This window comes from Kribbella kalugense (assembly GCF_004365875.1).
GTDB classification, from domain to species: Bacteria; Actinomycetota; Actinomycetes; order Propionibacteriales; family Kribbellaceae; genus Kribbella; species Kribbella kalugense.
On the sequence record NZ_SODF01000001.1, the window covers coordinates 1,850,846 to 1,873,514 of the forward strand.

Below are 22,669 nucleotides of genomic sequence, written 5' to 3' on the forward strand. Positions count from 1 at the left end.
CGCACACGCGCGGGTACTTTGGTGGTTCTGTTACTCACGGGTAGCATCGAGTTAGCTTTCCCGACCCCCAGAGGAGGGCCCTCGTGCCCCGTGAGATCCGCGATGTCGTGTTCGTCGACGGCGTTCGCACCCCGTTCGGCAAGGCCAAGGGCCAGTACGCCGAAACCCGCGCCGACGATCTGGTGATCAAGTGCATCCGGGAGCTGCTGCGGCGGAACCCGGGTCTCCCGCCGGAGCGGGTGGACGAGGTCGCGATCGCGGCCACCACCCAGATCGGCGACCAGGGCCTGACCATCGGCCGGACCGCGGCCCTGCTGGCCGGCCTGCCGCAGACCACCCCCGGGTACGCGATCGACCGGATGTGCGCCGGCGCGATGACCGCCGTCACCACCACCGCGGCCGGCATCGCCTTCGGTGCGTACGACGTGGTCGTGGCCGGCGGTGTCGAGCACATGGGCCGGCACCCGATGGGCGAGGGCGTCGACCCGAACCCGCGGATCATCTCCGAGAAGCTGGTCGACACCTCCGCCCTGGTGATGGGGTCGACCGCCGAGAACCTGCACGACCGGTACCCGACGATCACCAAGCAGCGCGCGGACGCCTTCGCCGCCGCCTCCCAGGAGCGCGCCGCCAAGGCCTACGCGAACGACCTGATCCAGCCCGACCTGGTCCCGATCGCGACCCGTTCGGCCGAGCTGGGCTGGGGCTACGCGACCACCGACGAGCCGATGCGGCCTGGTACGACGGTCGAGGACCTGGCCGGACTGAAGACGCCGTTCCGTCCGCACGGCCGGGTGACCGCCGGCAACTCGGCCGGCATCAACGACGGCGCGACCGCGTGCGTGCTGACGTCGGCTGAGGCCGCCGAGGAGCTCGGTCTCACGCCGAAGATGAAGCTGGTCTCGTACGGCTTCGCCGGTGTCGAGCCCGAGGTGATGGGCGTCGGCCCGATCCCGGCGACCGACAAGGCGCTGAAGCTGGCGGGGCTGACGATCGACGACATCGAGGCCTTCGAGGTCAACGAGGCGTTCGCCGTTCAGGTGCTGGCGTTCCTGGAGCGCTACGGCATCGCCGACGACGACCCGCGGGTCAACCCGTACGGCGGTGCGATCGCCTACGGACATCCGCTCGCGTCGTCCGGCGTACGGCTGATGAACCAGCTGGCGAAGCAGTTCGAGCAGCGCCCCGAGGTCCGCTACGGCCTCACCACCATGTGCGTCGGCCTAGGCATGGGCGGAACCGTCATCTGGGAGAACCCGAACTGGGAAGGGACCTCGAAGTGAGCCTGCAGGATTTGATCGACTCGGCGTCGGCGCTGTCGACGGACGAGGTCGTCACGCTCGCGCACTCGCGGGACGTCGTACTCCCGAACAAGGCCGGCACGATGGCCCTGATCACGCTGGACAACGGGCACGACCACACCAAGCCGAACACCTTCGGGCCCAAGGGTCTGGGGTCGCTGAACGAGGCTCTGGACGCGGCGTTGGCCCGGGACGAGATCGTCGCGATCGGTGTCACGGGCAAGCCGTTCATCCTGGCCGCGGGTGCCGATCTGACCGGCGTACCGAAGCTGACCGAGCGGGAGCAGGCGCTGGCGCTTGGCAAGATCGGGCACGGCGTGATGCGGAAGCTGATCGACGGCGGGAAGCCTTCGTTCGCGTTCGTGAACGGTGTGGCCCTCGGCGGCGGGCTTGAGGTCGCGCTGCATGCGACGTACCGGACCGTGTCGGTGGCCGCTGGGATGCTCGCGACGCCGGAGGTGTTCCTCGGCCTGATCCCGGGCTGGGGCGGCAACTTCCTGCTGCCGAACCTGATCGGCGCGGACAACGCGGTCAAGGTCGTCGTCGAGAACGCGCTCAACCAGAACAAGATGCTCAGCGGGCCGGAGGCGGTGAAGTTCGGCATCGGCGACGTACTGCTGGAGTCGGCCGACTTCCTCGAGCAGTCGCTGCTCTGGGCTTCGAAGGTGCTGACGGGTTCCGTTGTGGTCGAGCGGCCGGAGATCGACCGCGGCGATGCCTGGGACGCGGCTGTTGCCCGGGGCAAGGCGTTTGCCGATCTGAAGGTCAGTGGCGCGGCGCCGGCGCCGTACCGGGCACTCGACCTGATCGCGGCGGCTCGCGACAACGACCGGGACCGTGGGTTCGCGGCCGAGGACGAGGCGCTTGCCGACCTGATCCTGAGCGAGGAGCTGCGGAGCGGGCTGTACGCGTTCGACCTGGTGAACAAGCGGGCCAAGCGGCCGGCCGGTGCGCCGGACAAGTCGCTGGCGCGGCCGGTGAGCAAGGTCGGCGTCGTCGGCGCGGGCCTGATGGCGGGTCAGCTGGCGCTGCTGTTCGTACGGCGGCTCGAGGTTCCCGTCGTACTCACGGACCTTGACCAGGAGCGCGTGGACCGCGGGGTCGGGTACGTGCACGGCGAGATCGACAAGCTGCTCGCGAAGGGCCGGCTGCGCTCCGACAAGGCGAACCAGCTGAAGGCGCTCGTCACCGGGTCGGTGGATCGCTCGGTGTTCGCGGATGCGGACTTCGTGATCGAGGCCGTGTTCGAGGAACTGCAGCTGAAGAAGACGATCTTCGCCGACCTGGAGAAGATCATCCGGCCGGACGCGATCCTGGCGACGAACACCTCGTCGTTGTCGGTGACCGAGATGGCGGCGGACCTGGAGCACCCGGAGCGCGTGGTCGGGTTCCACTTCTTCAACCCGGTCGCGGTGCTGCCGCTGCTGGAGATCATCCGCGCGGACCGGACCGACGACGCGTCGCTGGCGACGGCTTTCGCGGTCGGCAAGAAGCTGAAGAAGTCGTGCGTGCTGGTGAAGGACGCACCGGCCTTCGTGGTGAACCGTCTGCTCACCCGCTTCCTCGGCGAGGTCAGCGCGGCGGTGGACGAAGGTACGCCGATTCCCTTTGCCGACAAGGCGTTGTCGTCCTTGGGCCTGCCGATGCCGCCGTTCGTCCTGCTGCAGCTGGTCGGACTCCCGGTCGCGCTACACGTGGCGGAGACGATGAACCGCGCGTACCCGGACCGGTTCGCCGTCTCATCCAACTTGGCGAAGGTTGTTGCCGCAGGCAAGAGCTCGTTCTACACCTGGCCCGAGGGCAAGCCGGTCGTCGACCCGGAGGTCGAGGCCCTGGTATCGGTCGGCGACAAGCCCTCCACCGCCGACGAACTCCGCAACCGCACCCTCACCGCCCTCGCCGAAGAGATCAAGATCATGCTCGACGAAGGCGTAGTAGCCGAGGCCCAGGACATCGACCTCTGCCTCCTCCTAGGCGCCGGCTGGCCCTTCCACCTAGGCGGCATAACCCCCTACCTAGACCGAACCGGCATCTCCGAAAAAGTCAACGGCACCCGCTTCCTCCCCCGAGGCGTAGCCAGCCTCACCTGACCTGAGACAGGCAACGGCGGGCTGGGACCTGTAATTTCAGGTCCCCGCCCGCTTTCAGCCCTTGAATTTCTTTGCGCCGGCGACGATTTGGGCTGGGGTTTGGCCGGTGTCTTTCTTCAGGACCGAGTCGCCGTGTTGGGCCATTTCGGTGTAGAGGGTGGCTAGTTTCTTTTCGCCTAGGTTGTGGGCCAGGTACTCGACGATCCACCAGCTGGTGCCGTAGGCGCGGTCTGCGTTGGTGTCGAAGACTGTGGTGTCGGGGAGTGCGGTCAGCTTCGGGAGGTACGCCGTTTTGACGCGCTTGCGGTATGGGTCGACGGTCCAGTGGGGATCGTCCTCGATCGACCGGCAGCGGACGTACTCGGCCAGGCCCTCGACCATCCAGATCGGGGTGGCGATGCCGAGCGTCGACGTCGCCACGTGCGTCATCTCGTGGACGAGTAGGTCCTTGTCGAGGCGCTTGCGCAGAGCCGGGTTCACGACGATCCGGCTGCCGATCGGACGGCCGATCGGCTTGCCGAGCTGCTCGCCCTCGAACAGCGTCACGGCCTTCGCCGCGATCGTCCAGCCGTCCCCGGTGCCGGTTGTCCAGATCGTCGACATCACCCGGTCCTGCGGCATCGCGACGACCAGGACCGCGCCGTTCCACGGCCGCTTCCAGTGTTTGCGGACCGACTTGACCGCCTTCTCCGCGACCTGCGCGACCTTCGTACCGAGACTGGCTTCGCGTTTGTCCACGACCACGACGACCGGACCGCGCCGTACCACCTGGACCTCCTGGAAGTCCCACGGCTGGCGGTGCCCGTCCGAGCTGAGGAACTCGTCGGTCCCGGTGTCGTCGACCAGCACCCACGCGCCGGCCCGTCGGACGAACGAGTACCCGAGATCGGTCTGCACCGGACGCGGATCCAGCCCGGTCAGCTGGTACCGCATCATCACCCGGGTCGAGTACGTCGTCGGCCCGAACTTCGCGACCAGGTTCGGCACCGGCCGGAACGCATCGGCGGTGAAGTACTGAAGCGAACTGAACCCGAACTTCCGCAGATTCACGAACAGCAGCCGCTCGCGCGCGACCAGGTCCGCCTGCTTCGGGTCGACCGAGGCCAGGAAGCCTTTCAGGTCGCCCTTGAGTACGGCGGCCGACCGACGAGCCAGCACAACGTTGATCGCCTTCGTGTCGACGACAACGACCTGCGTTGTGGGAGCGCGGGTAGCCTCCACGGCCATCGCGCTAGGTGCTCCCGCCTCGCCGTTCCAGGCCCGGACGGCGACAACCGCGCCGGACGCGGTCAGCGCCAGCGCGGCAACGCCCGCAAGCAGGCGTTTCGGGTGGTTCATCTGCTGTGGTCCCCCTCGGACGATCGGCTGATCCTAACCGACCGTCCGAGGGGAGCCGGTCAAGCCTTCTGAGCCTCGCCGGTCTTCTCCTCCAGCCCCACCCGGCTCCGCTTGTAGCCGTAGAAGGCGTAGATGACGAAGCCGAGCACCATCCAGATCGCGAACCGCAGCCAGGTCTCCAGCGACAGGTTCAGCATCAGGTAGACGCAGATGACCGCGGCCAGGATCGGGATCACCGGGTTCCACGGCACCGTGAACGACCGCTTGATGTCCGGCCGGCTCTTCCGCAGCAGCGGTACGGCGATCGACACCAGGGTGAACGCGGCCAGCGTGCCGATGTTCACCATCTCCTCGAGCTTCCCGATCGGGGTCACACCGGCGATGATCGCGACGACCACACCGATCCCGATGGTCAGGCGGTACGGCGTACCCCACTTGGGGTGCGTCTTGCCGAGCTGACGCGGCATCAGGTGGTCCCGGCTCATCGCGAAGACGACCCGGGCGGCGCCGATCATCAGCGTCAGTACGACGGTGGTCAGACCGGCGACCGCACCGGCGGAGATCAACGTCGCGAAGCCGCCGCGGCCGACCGAACGGAAGGCCTCAGCCAGCGCAGCCTCACCGCTGATGTCGGTGTACTTCACCATGCCGGTGATGACGATGCAGACCAGCACGTACAGCACGGTGCAGATCGCCAGCGAACCGATGATGCCGCGCGGCAGGTCGCGCTGCGGGTTCTTCGCCTCCTCGGCCGTGGTCGCGACCACGTCGAACCCGATGAACGCGAAGAACACCAGCGACGCGCCCGAGATCAGACCCATCACGCCGAACGTCGACGGTGCGCCGAAGATCGCCTGGATCAGCGGCGTGGTGAGATCGACGTGCGCGTTCGGCGACGGGATGCTCGGCGGGATGAACGGCGTCAGGTTCGAGCTCTTGATGTAGAACAGGCCGGCGATGATCACGAACAGGACCACGAACAGCTTGATCCCGACCAGCACCAGGTTGACCCGCAGCGACTCCTTGATCCCGATCGTCGCCAGCGTCGCCAGCACCAGCACCAGGAGCATCGCCAGCACGTTCACATGGCTGTCCGGCCCGATCGAGTCCGGCCAGCCCAACCCGATCTCGTCGAGGAAGAGCTTGGCGTACGTCGACCAGCCCTGCGAGACGACGCTTGCCCCGAGCATCAGCTCGAGCAGCAGGTCCCAGCCGATGATCCAGGCAAAGATCTCGCCGAGGGAGAAGTACGAGAACGTGTACGCCGAACCGGACACCGGCACGGTGGACGAGAACTCGGCGTAGCACAGCGCGGCCAGCGCACAGCAGAAGGCGGCCAGCACGAAGGACAGTGCGATGCCGGGACCGGCGTACAGCTTGGCCGCACGGCCGGTCAGGGTGAAGATGCCGGCGCCGATGATGACGCCGATGCCGAAGACCGTCAGGTCGATGGCGGTGAGGCGTTTCTTGAGCTGGTACTCCGGCTCGTCGGTATCAGCGATCGACTGCTCGATCGTCTTCTTCCGCACAAGACTCATCTGCGCCTCCTCGAGGTGGACGAAAACCCCTACGAGATTGCCCCTCTGACGCGATGAGGTCAATCCGCCACTCAGCGTTGTGGCGTGTATGTTGCCAGCGAGGTCCACAGGGTCGCTTCGGTGAGCCCGCTCCGGCTGAGCAAAATCCGGTCCCGGGACGCCTGGTCGGTGCCGTTCATCGCCATGTCCTCGTACAGGTCCTCGACCTTGTCGAGCCCGATCCGCTGCACCAGGTACCGGACCGCCAGCCAGCTCACGCCGTACACGTCGGCGGAGTTCTGGTAGAAGCCGGCGTCGCTCGGCAGCGAGGTCAGTTGCGGCATCGCGTCGTCGATGACCTCCTGCTCCCACTTGGCCACCTCGGCCGGTCCGCTGATCGCCTCGATGCCCTTCCAGGACACGTACTCCGCGGCGCCTTCGGCCAGCCAGAGCGGTTCGTACCCGCCGAGGTCCGCGGTCGCGACGTGGGTGATCTCGTGCGACAGCAGGATCTCGTCGACCCGGTCGCGCTCGTTCGGATTGATCACGATGTAGCCGCCGGCGACCGTACCGTCGGCGGTGTCCTGACCGGGCAGCGACGAGAACGTCGAGCCCGTGCTGGCCGCCGACTCGATGTCCTCGTCGGCGAACCGCGCGTCGCGGACATCGGTCTCGTCGAGCGCGATGATGAAGACCGATCCATTCCACCTGCGCGGCCAGTACGCCGTCACCTCGTTGAGGCCCTCGGTCGCCGCCGTGACGATCGCCCGCCCGCGCTTGGTGTCGCCCTTCTCGACAGCCACCAGTACTCGCGGCCCACGCTGGAGCTCGATCCGGCCGAGATCCCAGACCTCGCGGTGCGCACCCGGGCCGAGGTCGCTGTCCAGGTCGTTGTCGTCGGTCAGCACCCAACGGCCGGCCCGGTCCACGAACGTGTAGCCGAGCTCGGTCGTCACCGGCGTGAAGTCGATCTTCGGGATCTGGTAGCGCATCAGCACGCGAACGAGGTACGTCGTACTGCCGTGTGCCCGCACCACCGCGGGGTTGAAGCGTTCCTCTGCCTGGCTGTAGCCGATCTCGCTGAACCCGATCTCGACCAGGTTCGCGAACAGGATCTTCTGCTCGGCGCGCAGCTTCTTGTTGGCCGGATCGACATCGGCGAGGAACAGATTCTCGTTGCCGGCCTCCACAGCCTGGGCACGGCGGAGCAGGATCGTGTCGATGGCGACCCGGCGCGCGGCGATCTGGGCGGCGACCCGGGACGGCTTGCTCGCCTTCGCCGCGGGCGGACTGACTGTCCGGGTGGCGGCCGGCCGGTTGCGGGCGTCCTGCTCGCGTTCTTCAACGGTGTAGACCACGCCGCCCGACACCAGAGCCACCGCCAGGACAAGTCCCAGCCAACGACCGGGGCGGGTCGGCGGCGGCCCAGATTCAGGCCCAGAATCAGGCGTGTTTGCACTCACTTCGGGTGGTTCCCCTCCGAGTACCCGATGGTCGCAGCCGGGCTACCCTACTCGACCCTCGCGGCTTTATGCTGCCGCGGCAGCCTTCAGGGCGCGGAAAAGTCCGGCCTCGGTCATCCCGACGTGTTCGAGCATGATCCGGTCCCGTTCCTTCTGGGTCGAGCCCATCGCGGCCAGCTCGCGGTACAGCGTGCCGACCTCGGTCCCGCCGAACCGCTGGAACAGGTAGTCGAGCGCGAGCCACGACAGCGGATACGCACTGTCCGCGTGGTCGAAGAACGTCGCGTCCGGCGGCAGACCCGTCGCCTTCGCCAGGTACTTCGTCCGGACGTCCTGGCGGTACTGCGTGATCGCGAGATCCTTCTGCCCGGCCATCGGCAGGAACTCGACGTACGTCGCGGCTCCCTCGACCATCCAGCGTGGGGCGAACGCTCCGTACGGCGCGGTCGCGACGTGGGTGAACTCGTGGGCCAGCGTGCGCGCGTCGACCTTGTCCCGGTTGTGCGGGTTGATGACGACGTACGAGTCGGCCCGCTCCCCCGCGCCGGTGACCTCGCCGGGCAACGTGCGGTACACGAAGGTCGCCATCGCGAGCGCGTCCTCCGCGTTCATCGGCTGGGTGTAGTCGGCGCCGCGGACGATCTTGTCGTCGAGCGCGATCACCACGCCGGACCCGTTCCAGCCGCCGGGCCAGCTCTTGCTGACGGCCTGGACGGCGCTGGTGGACATCGAGATCAGGCTGTTCGCGAGCGAGTCCTGGCCTCTCTCGACCACCACCAGCACACGCGGCGCCCGCTTGACCAGGACCGGGCCGGTGTCCCACGCCTCCTCGTGCGAGCCGCGCGGGAGGCGCTTGTCGAGGTCGGAGTCGGAGACCAGCATCCACGTGCCGTTCGGCCGCTGGGTGAAGGTGTAGCCGAGCATCGCGCGGACCGGGCCCAGGTCGATGCCGCGGATCTGGTACGTCATCGCGACGGCGACCAGGTACGTCGACGGGCCGTACTTCTGCACCATGCTGTCGTCGTACTGCTGGGCCAGCTGCTGATACGTCAGCTTGGCGAAGCCGAACTCGCGGAGGTTGGTGAACAGGGTCCGCTGACCCGAGACCAGCCGGGTGTTCGCGGGGTCGACGTCGGCGAGGAACTCCTTCTCGTTGCCGGCGAGCACGGCCTGGGCGCGTCGCGTCAGCACCTCGTTGACGGCCGCGGACCGGGCCTCGAGGTCGATGTTCGGCGCGGTGGTCGCAGTGTCCGAGGAGCTGTCGTCGCGCTGGCTCGAGCGGTGCAGCGCCAGACCGCCCGCTCCTGCGGCCGCGATCAGGACGAGCGACAACAGGACCGGCCACGCTCGCGAGGAGCGCCGCGTGCCGGAGTGCCGACTGTGCCGCCCTCCCTCAGCCACGGTCCCGCACCTCCGTCTGTGTGAGGTGCCTAGGCGTTGCCGGGGCGGTCGCCGGCCGGATCCGGCGCGTTCAGAGCGTCACCGTGGTGCTCCGAGAGCAGCTCGGTGATCTCGCGGGCCAGCTCCTGCCCGGTCAGCCCGATCTCCTGCAGTACGACGGCCCGCTTGGCGTGATCGAGGAACTGCTGCGGGATGCCGAAGACCCGGATCGGGGTCTCGATCCCCGCGTCGCCCATCGCCTGGGCGATCATCGAGCCGCAACCGCCGGCCCGGCCGTTGTCCTCGATCGTGACGACGAGCTTGAAGCTCGCGGCCAGGTCGACCAGCTGCGGATCCACCGGCTTGACCCAGCGCGGGTCGACCACGGTGACCCCGAAGCCGTGCGCCTCCAGCCGCTCCGCGACATCCATCGCGGTCGCCGCCATCGCGCCGATGCCGACCAGCAGTACGTCGTTGCCGGATCGCTTGAGTACGTCGATCTGACCGACCCGGTCGATCGCCTCGATGTCCGGGCACACCTCGCCCTTGGCATAGCGAAGTACCGTCGGGGCGTCGTTGACGTCGATGGCCTCGTTGAGGAGCTCCTGGACGCGCTTGCCGTCGCGCGGCGCGGCCAACCGGAGGCCGGGGACGACCTGCAGGATCGACATGTCCCACATGCCGTTGTGGCTCGGGCCGTCGTCACCGGTGACGCCCGCGCGGTCGAGCACGAAGGTGACACCGCACTTGTGCAGCGCGACGTCCATCAGCACCTGGTCGAAGGCCCGGTTGAGAAAGGTCGCGTAGATCGCGACGACCGGATGCATGCCGCCGAGCGCCAGACCGGCGGCGCTGGTCACGGCGTGCTGCTCCGCGATCCCGACGTCGAAGGTCCGGTCCGGGAACTCTTCCGCGAACGCGGCCAGGCCGGTCGGGTGCAGCATGGCCGCGGTGATTCCGACGACGTCCGGGCGGCTGTGCCCGATCTTGACCAGCTCGTCGCTGAACACGTCGGTCCAGCCGCGCGGCTTGTTCGCCGGGCGGATCTGGTGGAAGTTGTCTTCCTCGTCCTGCTCGGCGGCCGCGTAGCCGAAGCCCTTCTTGGTGACCGCGTGCACGATCACCGGGCCGCCGAAGGCCTTCGCGCTGCGGAGCGCGTCCTCCATCGCCTCACGGTCGTGACCGGCCACCGGTCCGACGTACTTGAGGCCGAGGTCCTCGAACATGCCCTGCGGGGCGAGCATGTCCTTCAGACCCTTCTTGATCCCGTGCAGGACCTCGTACATCGGCGGGCCGACGTACGGCGTACGGCCGAGGTTCTTCTTGATCAGGTCGAGGACCTTCTCGTACCGCGGGTTGGTGCGCAGAGTGGTCAGGTGCGTGGCCAGGCCGCCGACAGTGTCGCTGTACGAGCGGCCGTTGTCGTTGACGATGATGATCAGCTTGAGGTCCTTGGCGGCGGCGATGTTGTTCAGCGCCTCCCAGGCCATCCCGCCGGTCAGGCCGCCGTCACCGATCAGCGCGACGACGTGACGGTCTTCCTTGCGCAGCCGGTACGCCTTGGCCAGGCCGTCGGCGTACGACAGGGCGGTCGAGGCGTGGCTGTTCTCGATGATGTCGTGCTCGGACTCGGCGTGGTTCGGGTAGCCGGACAGGCCGCCCTGCTGACGGAGCGTGTCGAACCTCGGCGCCCGGCCGGTGACCAGCTTGTGCACGTAGGCCTGGTGGCCGACGTCGAAGACCAGGCGGTCCCGAGGGGAGTCGAACACGCGGTGCATCGCCAGGGTGATCTCGACCATGCCGAGATTCGGGCCGAGGTGACCGCCGGTCCGGGACACGGTCTCGACCAGCACGTCCCGGATCTCCGCCGCGAGATCGGTGAGCTGCTGATCAGTCAGCTTCTTGAGGTCCGCCGGACCTCCTACCGTCTCCAGCACGCGCATCGAGCTCCTCCCGCAGGTCTTCCTCGAATGCTTGAGTCTATGCACGCCGTGCCCGGAATCCGAACTCGGGAACGGCGTGCTGAACCCGGCATTGGCCAATCTCACACTCCAAGACGCTTCCCGGGAGTGGCTGGTTCGACGTGGCGTGCGTCTCACTTAGGGTAATTGTATGGAGATGGTGAGGACGCTGTTCCGGAAGTACGACGGACAGCCGCATCGCCTGGTCGAGGCGGTCCGCCTCGGCGAGGACGAGCACGGCCTCTGGGTCGGCTCGCTTCCCGGCACCCGTGGCCAGCGGGCGGACGGCAGCTGGACGACGATCGACCACCACCGGGTCCGGCTGTTCCCGTACGGCCAGTGGTGGAGCGCGCTGTTCAACGACACCCCTCACCAGACCGCGATCTACTGCGACATCACCATGCCCGCCGAGTTCGGCGTCGACTCCGTGACGACCGTCGACCTGGACCTCGACATCCGCCTGCTTCGAGACGGCACCGTCCACGTCATGGACGAAGACGAGTTCCAGGCGCACCAGGTCCGGTACAACTACCCACCCCAGGTCATAGCCACCGCCCGAGCCACCTGCAACCACCTGGCCGCCACCATCACCACAGCCGAACCCTTCACCACGGCGTACAAGCCCTACCTCGAACAAATCCGCAGCCTGTAAACCCCCGCTCAGGCGGCAACCGGCCCCCGTCGGCTAGGAGCCCCCCTGAGCCGACAAGGGCCGATCACAATGACGGCCTTGGGCCGGCACCCCACCATGCTCCGTCGCATTGCGCGACTGGTCCACTCCCCACAGCAAAGTTGCATAAACCTGCAGTCGCGCAAACCCGCCCCCCAGGCGGGATAAGTTATGGGCCATGCGTGATGTCAGGGTCGTGTACCGGAAGTTCGACGAGAAGTTGCACTGGCATCAGTGGATGCGTTTCTTGGGTGAGGACGAGTACGGCGTGTGGCTCGGAGCGCCGGCCGGATCGGTGTCACAGCGCGGGGACGAGCCGACGATCACGCAGGAGCAGGCGCATGTGCAGCTGTTTCCGCAAGACAAGTGGTTCACGGCGATCTTCAACGACGAGCCGCGGTACACCGAGATCTACGCGGACATCACCACGCCGGTGGAGTTCTCCGACGACGTGGTGACGATGATCGATCTCGACCTGGACGTGATCAAGCGTCGCGACGGGACCGTGTTCGTCGACGACGAGGACGAGTTCGCCGAGCACCAGGTGCAGTACGGCTACCCGGCCGACGTGATCGCCACCGCACAGCAGACTTGTGACTGGCTAGTACGCGCGGTGTCCACCGACGAGCCCTTCCTCACCGTCTACAAGACCTACCTCGACAAGATCCGCTAGCGGGCCAGGTGGACGGCCAGCGTGCCGTTCTTGAGCATCATGACGCCGGGCAGCGGTCCGCGCTGACCGGCGTACATGTCGGCGACCGGGGCGACGGTCAGGTAGAGGTTCTGACCTGCCGGTACGTCGACCGCGATCGCCGGGAGCTCGATCGTCCGCCGTACGCCGCGTGCGGTGCGCTTCTCACGTAGCGGCATGGTGTTGTTCTGGACGACCTTCGCCGTCAACGGGCTCGTGCCGACGCTCAGCGCGAAGTACGCCGCCGATTGCGGGATCACCGTGTAGACGTTCGCAGTCAGCTTCGGCGTACCGGCGATGGTGATCGGTCCCTTCGCGATCGGCAGGTTCACCGGCAGGCCGACGCCGGTCGGGGCAACGATCTTGCCGAGCCGGAAGCTCTTGTTCGGCGTCAGATTCTGTTGCGTGAGGCAACGACCGTCCGCGGTCGACAAGTGGTATGTACCAAAGCCGGTCAGCCCGGTCGACTTGTGCAGCAGCTGCAGTTGCATGAAACGGATCGACAGGCTCGCGAACGTCGGCGATCCGAGCGCGATCGAACACGGGTCACCAGCGGTCGCATAGCCGGGCGGTACGACGCTCGGCAGCGTATGACCGCCGTTGTATCCGACGAAGATCGAGCGCGCCCGCGATCGAGCCGTCAGCGCGTGATCGAAGTTCGCCAGGCCCTGGTTCAGGTTGAACAGGTTGTCCGAGATGCCCTGCCCGAACAGGACCGGGATGTCCAGCTTGCGCCCTTGCTGCACGTGCCACGCCGGCCCGTTGTGCGCGAAGAACGCGTCGAGATCCCGGCCAGCCTTCCCGGCAGGCCAGGCGCCGGTCGCGATCAGCGCCACGAACGCCGCCGACACCGCCGGCGGGAGGTGAGTGCCGCCGCCCGCGAACAGGATCGACAGCCACATCGTCCGGGCCGCTTCCTGCGGCGCCAGGCTCTGCTTGAGATCCCACCAGGTGATCTCCGGAGCGAGCGCGTCGAACCGGGTACGGCCGCTGTCGCGTAGCTCGGTGAACGCGCCGGCGAACTGGTATCCGCCGCCGTACGACCCACCGATCGCGCCGATCAACGGGTCACCCGGCCGTTGTTTCGTCACCCAGTCGAGGCCGGCGACCAGGTCGACGAGCTTCACGACGTCGCGGCCCTCGTAGTCCGGGTTCATCACGTGCGCGACGCCCGTACTCTCGCCGAAACTGCGCTGGTCGAAGCTCAGCACCCCGAAGCCCGCGTCGAGCCAGTCCTTGAACGCGGCCGGATCCGTGGTCCGGCTGCCACCCCAGCCGTGACTGTGGAAGATCAACGGCACGGTGTGCTGCGCCGACGCGGTGGACGGTTTGAAGAGCGAGTAGCAGATCCGTACCGGCGTCGTCGTACCAGGCTCTGGCACCGACGCCACGCACCCATTGGTCACCGTACTGGCCGCTGCAGCCGGAACGACGGGCGACAGCAGCAGAGCAATCACACCCGCCAGAGCAAGCACACGACGACGCATCGATGACTCCTGGTGATCGGCTGCTCACACGTTATGGGACTGCCCCTCGACTGACCAGACCCTGCGCTCAGCCGTGCGCGAACCAGTGAGCGGAAAACGGTCCTCCGCTGCGACACTGTGCGCGTGCATATCGCGATCGAGCTCGTCGCCCTCGTCGCCGTCGTCGCGGCGGGTGCCGCGCTGGCGCGGCGGATAGGGATCTCGGCTCCGCTGCTGCTGGTGGTCATCGGGATCGCCGTGTCATACCTGCCGTTCATCCCCCGGATCGAGCTCGCGCCCGAGGTCGTCCTGGTCGGCTTCCTGCCGCCGCTGCTCTACTCGGCCGCCATCAAGACCAGCCTGGTCGACTTCTCCAAGCACCGCCGGTCCATCGGGCTGCTGTCGGTCGGCCTGGTCGCGTTCACCGCACTCGGCGTCGGCGTGGTCGCCTGGTGGCTGCTCGGCCGGGTGGCGGAGTCGATCGGTCAGCAGCCGTTGCCGTTCTGGGCCGCGTTCGCGATCGGCGCCATCGTCGCGCCGCCCGACGCGGTGGCCGCGACCGCGATCGCCAGGCGGGTCGGTCTCCCCCGCCGGATCGTCACGATCCTCGAGGGCGAGAGCCTGATGAACGACGCGACCGCGCTGGTTTGCCTGCGTACGGCGCTCGCCGCTGCCATCGTGGCCCCGACCGTGCTGCACGTCGGCCTGGACTTCCTGCGCGCGGCCGGCGGTGGTGTCCTCGTCGGCCTGATCGTCGCGTTCGTGCTGGCGAAGATCCGCCGCCAGTTCACCGACCCGGTCCTGGACACCACGCTCAGCCTGACCGCGCCGTTCATCGCCTACATCGCGGCCGAGAACCACTACGTCCACGCGTCCGGCGTACTCGCCGTCGTCGTCACCGGGCTGCTGCTCGGCCACAAGGCGCCGATCATCCAGTCGGCCAAGTCGCGGATGTCGGAGCGGACCAACTGGCGGACGTTCCAGTTCCTGCTGGAGAACACGGTCTTCCTGCTGATCGGGCTGCAGACCCGGTGGATCCTCGACGCCCTGGGCGCGAGCCCGCTACCAGCCTGGTTGATCGCGGTGACGACTGTCGCTGTGTTCCTCGCGGTCGTCCTGCTCCGGCCGATCTGGGTCATCCCGACGACGCTGCTGTCGCGGCGCTTCCTGGGTCCGTCCCGCCCGGGGCCTGTTTCGCGACGTGCCCTGATCGTGGTGTCGTGGGCTGGGATGCGCGGCGTGGTCACGCTGGCGGCCGTCTTCACGCTGCCCGAGAACACCCCGCATCGCGAAGTACTCGTGTTCATCGCGCTGGCCGTGACCGCGGGCACGCTGCTCGTCCAAGGCTCGACGCTGCCCTGGCTGGTACGCCGGTTGCAATTGCCTGGCCCGGATCCGGCCGAGGATGCGTTGCAGGAGGCCGCCGTACTCCAGGGGGCTCATCGGGCCGCGATCGAGAAGCTCGAGGAGATCACCACGCCGTCCGACCCGCCGGCCGTGCTCGACATCCTGCGTCAGCGGGGTGAGGCGCGGACGCAGGCCGCGTGGGAGCGACTTGGGCGGCCGGAGAGTGAGTACGAGACGCCGAGCGAGACGTACCGGCGGCTGCGGATCGCGATGCTGGACGCGGAACGCACACACATCCTGAAGGTCCGCGACGCCGGCCTGGTCGCCGACGAGGTCCTGCAGCGGGCGCAGAACGCGCTCGACATCGAGGAGTCGATCCTGGACCGGGACGAGGACGACGACGTCGGCGGGCGCTCGGAGGACCTGAAGCCGAAGATGCTGCCGGGCGGGTTGTGCGAGCACCTCGACGAGGCGCCGCTGGTGGTCACGCCGAACACTCCGGAGGGCTGCGAGGAATGCCTGGCCACCGGCGGGAACTGGGTCCATCTGCGGCTGTGTCTGGGCTGCGGTCACGTCGGGTGCTGCGACTCGTCGGTGATGAAGCACGCGAGCAAGCACTACGACGAGTACAAGCACCCGGTGATGCGCAGCTTCGAGCCGGGTGAGACCTGGCGCTGGTGCTTCGTCGACGAAAAGCTAGGGTGAGCCGGTGGCGGACTGTCTCTTCTGTTCGATCATCGCGGGTACGACGCCGGCGCAGATCGTGCTCAACACCCCGGAGGTCGTCGGCTTCCTGGATGTACGGCCGGTGTTCAAAGGGCACACGCTGATCGTGCCGCGGACTCATATCCCGACGCTGGTCGAGCTGCCTGACGAGCTGATGGTCCCGCTCTTCGGCGCGGCACGGTCGGTAGCGGACGCCGTGCGTACCGCGTTCGACGCACAGGGGTCGTTCGTTGCCGCCAACAACGTCGTGTCGCAGTCGGTGCCGCATCTGCATGTCCACGTCGTCCCCCGCACCAAGGGCGACGGGCTGCGCGGCTTCTTCTGGCCACGGACGAAGTACGCCGACGAGGCCGAGGCCGAGGAATACGCCGGCAAGCTACGCGCCGTCCTTTAGCTCGTACTCCACCTGGGCGAGGGGGTTGCCGTCGCCGAAGTCGCGGGTCTGGGTTGCGCCGGTCTCGGTGAAGCCGCATTTCGTGTAGAAGCGGCGTGACTGTGGGGTGTCGCGCAACGTCCACAGATGCACGCGGTCTGTGCGAAGGGTCTTGAGAGTGGCGTCCATCAGCGCGGCGGAGACGCCGCTCCCCCAGCTGTCGGGGTGCGTGTAGAAGCTGAGGATCTCGGTGAATCCGGGGCGGGTCTCGGACGGCTTGGACCACGACATCGCCAGCGGTCGCTCGCCGACGAACCCGAGCATGATCAGGCCTTCACCGTCCGCGATCCGCGCGTGCCAGCGGGTCTTCCGGCTCTCGATGCCTTCCTTCGCGACGTCCTCCGGAAACAACGGCGCGTACGCCGCTCCCCACGACGCAGCGTGGATCTCCCCCACCGCCGCGCCGTCAGCAGCCGTCGCAGGCCGAGCCGAGATCGATCCAGCCGGCCGGGGACCGACAGCGGTTCCGGGACGGTCGGTGGTTCCGGGGTGGTTAGTGGACGGGTCGGTCAAGGCGGTCCTCCAGTTTGGACAGGGCGCGCTCTACGGCGGCGCGGACTGTGTGATCAGGGTCGTCGGCAAGTGGGCGGATCGCGTCGGCGTGCTCGAACTCGCCCGCGGCCCCGACCGCACGAACGGCCGCCGCCCGAACGCGCGGCAGGTCATGCTCGAGCATCGGGAGCAGCGAGTCGACGAGCTGACCGAGCTCGCGTTGTGCGGTGATCTTGGCAACGTGCTCCTGGACTCGCCACGCCGGATCGCCCGCCGCCTGCAGCAGAACGCCGACGAGGTCGTCCCGCCACACATACAGGAACACCCGAGCGGCCCAAACCCGGATCCAGTAGTAGTTGACCGGATCAACAGGGGCCTTCCACCCACCCGGGTTGTCCGACCCGGTGATCGCGATCAGCTTCGGCAACTCAGCGCCGTACGCCGCCTCCCCCGAGATCTCCCCGGTGAGGAAGGCAATGCACCAGTCGATCACGACGTCCTCGCCGTACTCCGCGCAGGCAGCACGGACGACTTCGCGCGGTGAGTCCCTCATGACCTCAGTAAACCGCGAGCCACCGACAACTTCCGATTCCCGTGACCCCAGCCGTCAATACGCTCACCGAGCCAGCGACAAACTCACTGAGGACGGTGCCTGGATGCCCGACGTACGACTGCTCGACCCGGCCTCGGAGGACTACCGGATCGTTGCCGGACTCATCCGTTCCGCGCACGAAGCCGTCGGCGCCCCGAAGAACCAGTGGTGGAACGGCAACGTCGGCGTGCTTGCGACGACCAGCCGGACGCGCAGCCGGGCCGACGTCGACGGCACGATCCACCTGCACCCGCGGCACGTGATCGCACCGCTGCACCGGGCGATCGGCGGTGGCCACGACCGGTGGTGGAACCCGAAGGCGACCCGGGACGCGGCGTACAGCGTGATCTACGAAGGACTGCGGATGGCCGGGCCGACCGGACTCAAGCCGAGGGCGAACCGGCCCCTCGACCAGCCGCTCGACCGGGCGCTGCCGGCCGGTGATCGCAGCCTGGACCGCGCGCTCAACGAGCAGCTGACGTACGAGATCACCGAGGCGGTGATGGCTGCCAACGGGCTGGGCGACGCCTACGAGGCCGACCCGCCCGAGACCGCTCTCGTCGGCCACGGGCCGACGGCGGGACTGCTGGCTAGCTCGGTGTTCCGGCTCAACCAGGTCTCGACCGCGCCGACCGCCGCTGCCCGCGGCCTGGCCGACGGGCTCGCAGACGCGACCGACCGCCCGCGGCAGCTCGTGTTCAATACCTTGGTGCAGAGCGTGAAGACGGACCGGTTCGGCCTCGCTGTGAGCGTGGTGGCCGAGGCGCAGCAGCCCGGCGTACTCGCCGCGATCGACGCCAGGGGTCTCGAGATCAACGTCACCGAAGTTCAGCGCGCGGCAGGACGTGAGTGGGCCCGACTCAGCACCATGAAGGTCCACACGATCAGCACGATCGAGGCTGCCGAGAAGTGGGGCTACGCGATCGGTCAGGACACCGCCGGGGTGCTGGTCACCGCGGGCAGAAGCCTGGCCAGGCTCGGATCCAGTACGCCTGAACGGGACGTCGTAGCCGAACAGCCGGCAGCCACCCGAGAGCTGACTCCGGACGAGGTGCTGAGCCCGCAGGCATCACCCACCGGTACGCCGTCCACCGCCGGCAGCGCCCCAGCCCAACGGACCGGCGCCGAGCGCCCGGACCATCAGGTCGTCCGGTAGCTCCAGGCAGCGCGACCAGTCAGCTGGGGGGAAGGCTGGGGCGTCGACGACGCCCCAGCCGTCCTCGTCGTCAGCTCGCGATCAGCGACCGCAGCACGTACTGCAGGATGCCGCCGTTGCGGTAATAGTCGGCCTCGCCTGGGGTGTCGATGCGGACGACCGCGTCGAACTCCTTCACGCCGCCGTCGGCCGCGGTGACCTTGACGTGCACCGTCTCCGGGACGTCGCCGTCGTTCAGCGCGGTCACGCCGGTGATGTCGAAGGTCTCCTCGCCGGTCAGGCCGAGGGACTCCGCGTTCTCACCCTCCGGGTACTGCAGCGGCAGCACGCCCATGCCGATCAGGTTCGACCGGTGGATGCGCTCGAAGGATTCCGTGATGACGGCCTTCGCCCCGAGCAGCGCCGTACCCTTGGCGGCCCAGTCGCGCGACGAACCCGAGCCGTACTCCTTGCCGGCCAGGATGACCAGCGGCGTACCGGCCTCGGCGTACGACTGCGCGGCTTCGTAGATCGACGTAACAGGCGCGTCGGCCAGAGTTGAATCGGACTGCGTGAAGTCGCGGGTGAAGCCGCCCTCGGTGCCCGGCGCGATCTGGTTGCGCAGCCGGATGTTCGCGAACGTGCCGCGGATCATCACCTCGTGGTTGCCGCGACGCGAACCGTACGAGTTGAAGTCCTTCCGGTCCACACCGTGGTCGGCCAGGTACTTGCCGGCCGGGCTGTCGGCCTTGATCGAACCGGCCGGCGAGATGTGGTCGGTGGTGACCGAGTCGCCCAGCTTGGCCAGCACGCGCGCGCCGGCGATATCGGTCACCGGCGACGGGTCCTTCGCCATGCCGTCGAAGTACGGAGGCTTGCGCACGTAGGTCGACTCAGCGTCCCAGGCGAACGTCTTGCCCTCGGGCGTCGGCAGCGACTGCCAGCGCTCGTCACCGGCGAAGACATCCGCGTAGTCCTTGGTGAACATCTCCTTGCTGATCGAGCTCGCGATCACTCGCTCGACCTCGTCGGTGGCCGGCCAGATGTCCTTCAGGAACACGTCGTTCCCGTCGGTGTCCTTGCCCAGGGCATCGGTCTCGAAGTCGAAGTCCATCGTGCCGGCCAGCGCGTACGCGATCACCAGCGGCGGGCTCGCCAGGTAGTTCATCTTCACGTCCGGGTTGATCCGGCCCTCGAAGTTCCGGTTGCCGGACAGCACCGACACGACGGCGAGGTCGGCTTCCTGGACACCGGCCGAGACCTCCTCGGGCAGCGGTCCCGAGTTGCCGATGCACGTCGTACAGCCGTAGCCGACCAGCTGGAATCCCAGCTTGTCCAGGTACGGCGTGACGCCGGCCTTCTCGTAGTAGTCCGTGACGACCTTCGAACCCGGCGCCAGCGACGTCTTCACCCAGGGCTTGCTCGACAGGCCCTTGTCGACCGCGTTCTTGGCGAGCAGCGCGGCGGCCATCATCACCGACGGGTTCGAGGTGTTGGTGCAGGAGGTGATGCTGGCGATCACGACGTGGCCGTGGTCGAGCTCGGTCTCCGCGCCGTTCAGCGTGATCTTGGTCTTCTTCGACGGACGGCCGGGGCCACCGTGCGGGGTGTGCGGCGCGTCGTCGACGTGACCGTGGCCGTTCGGCGCGTCGCTGGCCGGGAAGCTGCCGGTCTCCGACGGGTCTACCTCGGTCTCCTCGGTCGCGTAGTCGGTCAGCGCGCCACGGAAGCCTTCCTTGGCCTCGCTCAGCGCGACCCGGTCCTGCGGCCGCTTCGGGCCGGCGATCGACGGTACGACGGTCGACAGGTCCAGCTCGAGGTACTCCGAGAAGCGCGGCTCGACGGACTGGTCGTGCCAGAGACCCTGCTCCTTGGCGTACGCCTCGACCAGGGCGACGTCCTCGTCGCTGCGGCCGGTCAGCCGCAGGTACTCCAGCGTCACGTCGTCGATCGGGAAGATCGCGCAGGTGGAGCCGAACTCCGGGCTCATGTTGCCGATGGTGGCGCGGTTGGCCAGCGGCACCGCCGCGACACCCTCGCCGTAGAACTCGACGAACTTGCCGACCACGCCGTGCTTGCGCAGCTGCTGCGTGATGGTCAGCACCACGTCGGTCGCGGTCGCGCCGGCCGGCACCGAGCCGGTCAGCTTGAAGCCGACGACCTTCGGGATCAGCATGCTCACCGGCTGGCCGAGCATCGCGGCCTCGGCCTCGATACCGCCGACGCCCCAGCCGAGCACTCCGAGGCCGTTGACCATCGTGGTGTGGCTGTCGGTGCCGACGCAGGTGTCCGGGTACGCCACGCCGTCGCGGACCATGACGGTCCGGGCGAGGTGCTCGATGTTCACCTGGTGCACGATGCCGGTGCCCGGCGGGACGACCTTGAAGTCGTCGAACGCGGTCTGGCCCCAGCGCAGGAACTGGTAGCGCTCACCGTTGCGCTGGTACTCGAACTCGACGTTGCGCTCGAACGCGTCCGCGCGGCCGAACACGTCGGTGATGACGGAGTGGTCGATCACCAGCTCGGCCGGAGCCAGCGGGTTCACCTTGGTCGGGTCGCCACCGAGCTCGGCGACCGCCTCGCGCATCGTGGCCAGGTCGACCACACACGGCACACCGGTGAAGTCCTGCATGATCACCCGGGCCGGAGTGAACTGGATCTCGGTGTCAGGGGCCGCGTTCGCGTCCCAGTTGCCGAGCTTGGTGATGTGCTCGGCGGTGATGTTCGCGCCGTCCTCGGTGCGCAGCAGGTTCTCCAGCAGGATCTTCAAGGAGTACGGCAGCGTGTCCGCACCCTCGATACCCGCCAACCTGAAGATCTCGTACGACTGCCCGTTGACCTCGAGTGCCCCCTTGGCACCGAAGCTGTCGACGCTCGCCATCAACCCGCTCCTCTGTCCAGTCCGTGTCCGCTGCGCCCATCCTGCCCAGCGCGTCGACCGGCCGCGAGGTCAGGTTCCCCTAACCTCCCGACACAAAGTCTCTCGACATCAAGATACACGACATCGAGCCACCTCCGGTATCCCGCCAGCCAGAACCGGGGGCTTGAACAAGCACTGGTGGCGTGCCACAGGAAATAACCTGTCTCAGCCCACCAGACACCGTCCAAGGCCCCGATTCCTGGCTCAGGAGACCTGGGATAGGACTTCGGCGGCGATGAGGTCGAGGTGGGCCAGGTCTTGGAGGTCCATGATCTGGACGTACTGGCGTTGGGAGCCGATGGCGGCGTACTGGCTGATGCGGTCGACTACTTCGGCTGGTGTGCCGGCGATGGCGCTGGCCTTGAGGTCGTCGACGTCGCGGCCGATGGCGTCGGCGCGCTGCTTGACCTGGGCGTCGTCCTTGCCGACGACAACGGTGTGCGCGGTCGACAGGTTGAGGGTCTTTGGGTCCCGGCCTTCCGCCTCGCACGCGGCGCGGACGCGCTTGAAGAGGACCTCGGTCTCCTCGACGCTACGGAAGCCTGCGTTGAACTCGGCGGCGTACTGCGCGGCGAGGGACGGCGTCCGCTTCTTGCCGGCGCCACCGACGATGATCGGCGGGTGCGGCTGCTGGACCGGCTTCGGCAGGGCCGGTGAGTCGGTGAGCTGGTAGTGCTTGCCCTCGAAGTTGTACTTCTCCCCCAGCGGGGTGTCCCACAGGCCGGTGATCAGCTCGAGCTGCTCGGTCAGCAGGTCGAAGCGGCCGGGGGTGTCGGGGAAGTCGAGTCCGTACGCCTTGTGCTCCGCCTCGTACCAACCGGCGCCGAGACCGAGCTCGGCGCGGCCGCCGCTCATCTGGTCGACCTGCGCGACCGAGATCGCGAGTACGCCGGGGTTGCGGTACGTCGCTGAGCTGACCAGCGTGCCGAGCTTGATCCGCTTGGTCTCACGGGCGAGGCCGGCCAGCGTGATCCAGGCATCCGTCGGGCCCGGGAGACCGTCGCTGTCGCCCATGACCATGTAGTGATCGGACCGGAAGAACGCGTCGAACCCGTTCTCCTCGGTCTTGCGGGCCACCGCCAGGAGGTCGTCGTACGAGGCGCCTTGCTGAGGTTCGGTGAAGATCCTGAGAAGCATGGCGCCAACG

At 67.9% G+C, this 22,669-nt stretch carries 17 protein-coding genes; 7 read left to right on the top strand and 10 right to left on the bottom strand.

Features of this window, described 5'->3' with window-relative positions; genetic code table 11:
* The first annotated feature begins 83 nt into the window (after positions 1-83).
* Both EV650_RS08750 and EV650_RS08755 read left to right on the top strand, forming a co-directional pair.
* Positions 84-1,283 (top strand): thiolase family protein, encoded by a 1,200-nt coding sequence (locus tag EV650_RS08750; protein ID WP_134117125.1) that lies wholly within the window; start codon positions 84-86, stop codon positions 1,281-1,283.
* Positions 1,280-3,391 carry a 3-hydroxyacyl-CoA dehydrogenase NAD-binding domain-containing protein gene (locus tag EV650_RS08755; RefSeq protein ID WP_134117127.1) on the top strand — a complete coding sequence of 704 codons (2,112 nt, stop codon included), beginning with the start codon at positions 1,280-1,282 and terminating at the stop codon, positions 3,389-3,391. Before EV650_RS08750 ends, EV650_RS08755 begins: the two co-directional genes overlap by 4 nt.
* Before the next feature lie 54 nt (positions 3,392-3,445).
* Here the strand turns inward: EV650_RS08755 and EV650_RS08760 are convergent, their stop codons facing one another.
* From EV650_RS08760 to dxs, 5 genes are all read right to left on the bottom strand, one after another.
* Entirely contained in the window at positions 3,446-4,729 is a 1,284-nt protein-coding gene (locus EV650_RS08760; protein WP_134117129.1) for a hypothetical protein, read from the bottom strand.
* A 59-nt stretch (positions 4,730-4,788) separates the two neighbouring features.
* Positions 4,789-6,267, bottom strand: a complete 1,479-nt coding sequence (locus tag EV650_RS08765) for an APC family permease (protein ID WP_134117131.1) — start codon at positions 6,265-6,267, stop codon at positions 4,789-4,791.
* Between the two features lie 71 nt (positions 6,268-6,338).
* Entirely contained in the window at positions 6,339-7,625 is a 1,287-nt protein-coding gene (locus EV650_RS08770) for a gluzincin family metallopeptidase (protein ID WP_134117133.1), read from the bottom strand.
* A gap of 150 nt (positions 7,626-7,775) precedes the next feature.
* The gene (locus EV650_RS08775; RefSeq protein WP_238174086.1) at positions 7,776-9,110 is read right to left on the bottom strand and encodes a hypothetical protein; all 1,335 of its coding nucleotides are present in this window, start codon (positions 9,108-9,110) and stop codon (positions 7,776-7,778) included.
* A 29-nt stretch (positions 9,111-9,139) separates the two neighbouring features.
* Complete coding sequence (gene dxs / locus EV650_RS08780) at positions 9,140-11,032, bottom strand: 1-deoxy-D-xylulose-5-phosphate synthase (protein ID WP_134117135.1); 1,893 nt, start codon at positions 11,030-11,032, stop codon at positions 9,140-9,142.
* A 169-nt stretch (positions 11,033-11,201) separates the two neighbouring features.
* Here dxs and EV650_RS08785 point away from each other — a divergent pair, with 169 nt between their 5' ends.
* Entirely contained in the window at positions 11,202-11,702 is a 501-nt protein-coding gene (locus tag EV650_RS08785; RefSeq protein WP_238174087.1) for a ribonuclease FAU-1 family protein, read from the top strand.
* A gap of 196 nt (positions 11,703-11,898) precedes the next feature.
* A complete protein-coding gene (locus EV650_RS08790) occupies positions 11,899-12,393 on the top strand; it encodes a DUF402 domain-containing protein (protein WP_134117137.1) in 495 nt (164 codons plus the stop codon).
* Here the strand turns inward: EV650_RS08790 and EV650_RS08795 are convergent.
* Entirely contained in the window at positions 12,390-13,898 is a 1,509-nt protein-coding gene (locus EV650_RS08795) for a CocE/NonD family hydrolase (RefSeq protein ID WP_134117139.1), read from the bottom strand. The genes EV650_RS08790 and EV650_RS08795 overlap by 4 nt on opposite strands.
* 123 nt (positions 13,899-14,021) lie before the next feature.
* Here EV650_RS08795 and EV650_RS08800 point away from each other — a divergent pair, with 123 nt between their 5' ends.
* Positions 14,022-15,929, top strand: a complete 1,908-nt coding sequence (locus tag EV650_RS08800) for a Na+/H+ antiporter (protein ID WP_134117141.1) — start codon at positions 14,022-14,024, stop codon at positions 15,927-15,929.
* A gap of 4 nt (positions 15,930-15,933) precedes the next feature.
* A complete protein-coding gene (locus tag EV650_RS08805; RefSeq protein WP_134117143.1) occupies positions 15,934-16,344 on the top strand; it encodes an HIT family protein in 411 nt (136 codons plus the stop codon).
* On the opposite strand, the gene EV650_RS08810 is transcribed toward EV650_RS08805, so the two are convergent.
* Positions 16,327-16,779, bottom strand: a complete 453-nt coding sequence (locus tag EV650_RS08810) for a GNAT family N-acetyltransferase (protein WP_238174088.1) — start codon at positions 16,777-16,779, stop codon at positions 16,327-16,329. The two genes, EV650_RS08805 and EV650_RS08810, sit on opposite strands and share 18 nt — an antisense overlap.
* A 97-nt stretch (positions 16,780-16,876) precedes the next feature.
* Positions 16,877-17,428: a HEAT repeat domain-containing protein gene (locus EV650_RS08815; RefSeq protein WP_134117145.1), complete on the bottom strand. Its 552-nt coding sequence runs from the start codon at positions 17,426-17,428 to the stop codon at positions 16,877-16,879.
* 103 nt (positions 17,429-17,531) lie between these two features.
* Between EV650_RS08815 and EV650_RS08820 the strand changes: the two genes are divergently transcribed.
* On the top strand, positions 17,532-18,623 hold the full coding sequence (locus EV650_RS08820) for a hypothetical protein (protein WP_134117147.1): 1,092 nt from the start codon (positions 17,532-17,534) through the stop codon (positions 18,621-18,623).
* 70 nt (positions 18,624-18,693) lie between these two features.
* Here EV650_RS08820 and acnA read toward each other — a convergent pair whose 3' ends face one another.
* Both acnA and EV650_RS08830 read right to left on the bottom strand, forming a co-directional pair.
* A complete protein-coding gene (gene acnA, locus EV650_RS08825) occupies positions 18,694-21,483 on the bottom strand; it encodes an aconitate hydratase AcnA (RefSeq protein WP_134117149.1) in 2,790 nt (929 codons plus the stop codon).
* Between the two features lie 243 nt (positions 21,484-21,726).
* Positions 21,727-22,659 (bottom strand): LLM class F420-dependent oxidoreductase, encoded by a 933-nt coding sequence (locus EV650_RS08830; protein WP_134117151.1) that lies wholly within the window; start codon positions 22,657-22,659, stop codon positions 21,727-21,729.
* Between the last annotated feature and the right edge of the window lie 10 nt (positions 22,660-22,669).

Excerpts from the sequence above, each read along its gene's own strand:
- EV650_RS08820 (WP_134117147.1), top strand. The coding sequence starts at position 17,532 with ATGCCCGACGTACGACTGCTCGACCCGGCCTCGGAGGACTACCGGATC.
- EV650_RS08815 (WP_134117145.1), bottom strand. The coding sequence starts at position 17,428 with ATGAGGGACTCACCGCGCGAAGTCGTCCGTGCTGCCTGCGCGGAGTAC.
- EV650_RS08765 (WP_134117131.1), bottom strand. The coding sequence starts at position 6,267 with ATGAGTCTTGTGCGGAAGAAGACGATCGAGCAGTCGATCGCTGATACC.
- EV650_RS08830 (WP_134117151.1), bottom strand. The coding sequence starts at position 22,659 with ATGCTTCTCAGGATCTTCACCGAACCTCAGCAAGGCGCCTCGTACGAC.
- acnA (WP_134117149.1), bottom strand. The coding sequence starts at position 21,483 with ATGGCGAGCGTCGACAGCTTCGGTGCCAAGGGGGCACTCGAGGTCAAC.
- EV650_RS08785 (WP_238174087.1), top strand. The coding sequence starts at position 11,202 with ATGGAGATGGTGAGGACGCTGTTCCGGAAGTACGACGGACAGCCGCAT.
- EV650_RS08790 (WP_134117137.1), top strand. The coding sequence starts at position 11,899 with ATGCGTGATGTCAGGGTCGTGTACCGGAAGTTCGACGAGAAGTTGCAC.
- dxs (WP_134117135.1), bottom strand. The coding sequence starts at position 11,032 with ATGCGCGTGCTGGAGACGGTAGGAGGTCCGGCGGACCTCAAGAAGCTG.
- EV650_RS08760 (WP_134117129.1), bottom strand. The coding sequence starts at position 4,729 with ATGAACCACCCGAAACGCCTGCTTGCGGGCGTTGCCGCGCTGGCGCTG.
- EV650_RS08795 (WP_134117139.1), bottom strand. The coding sequence starts at position 13,898 with ATGCGTCGTCGTGTGCTTGCTCTGGCGGGTGTGATTGCTCTGCTGCTG.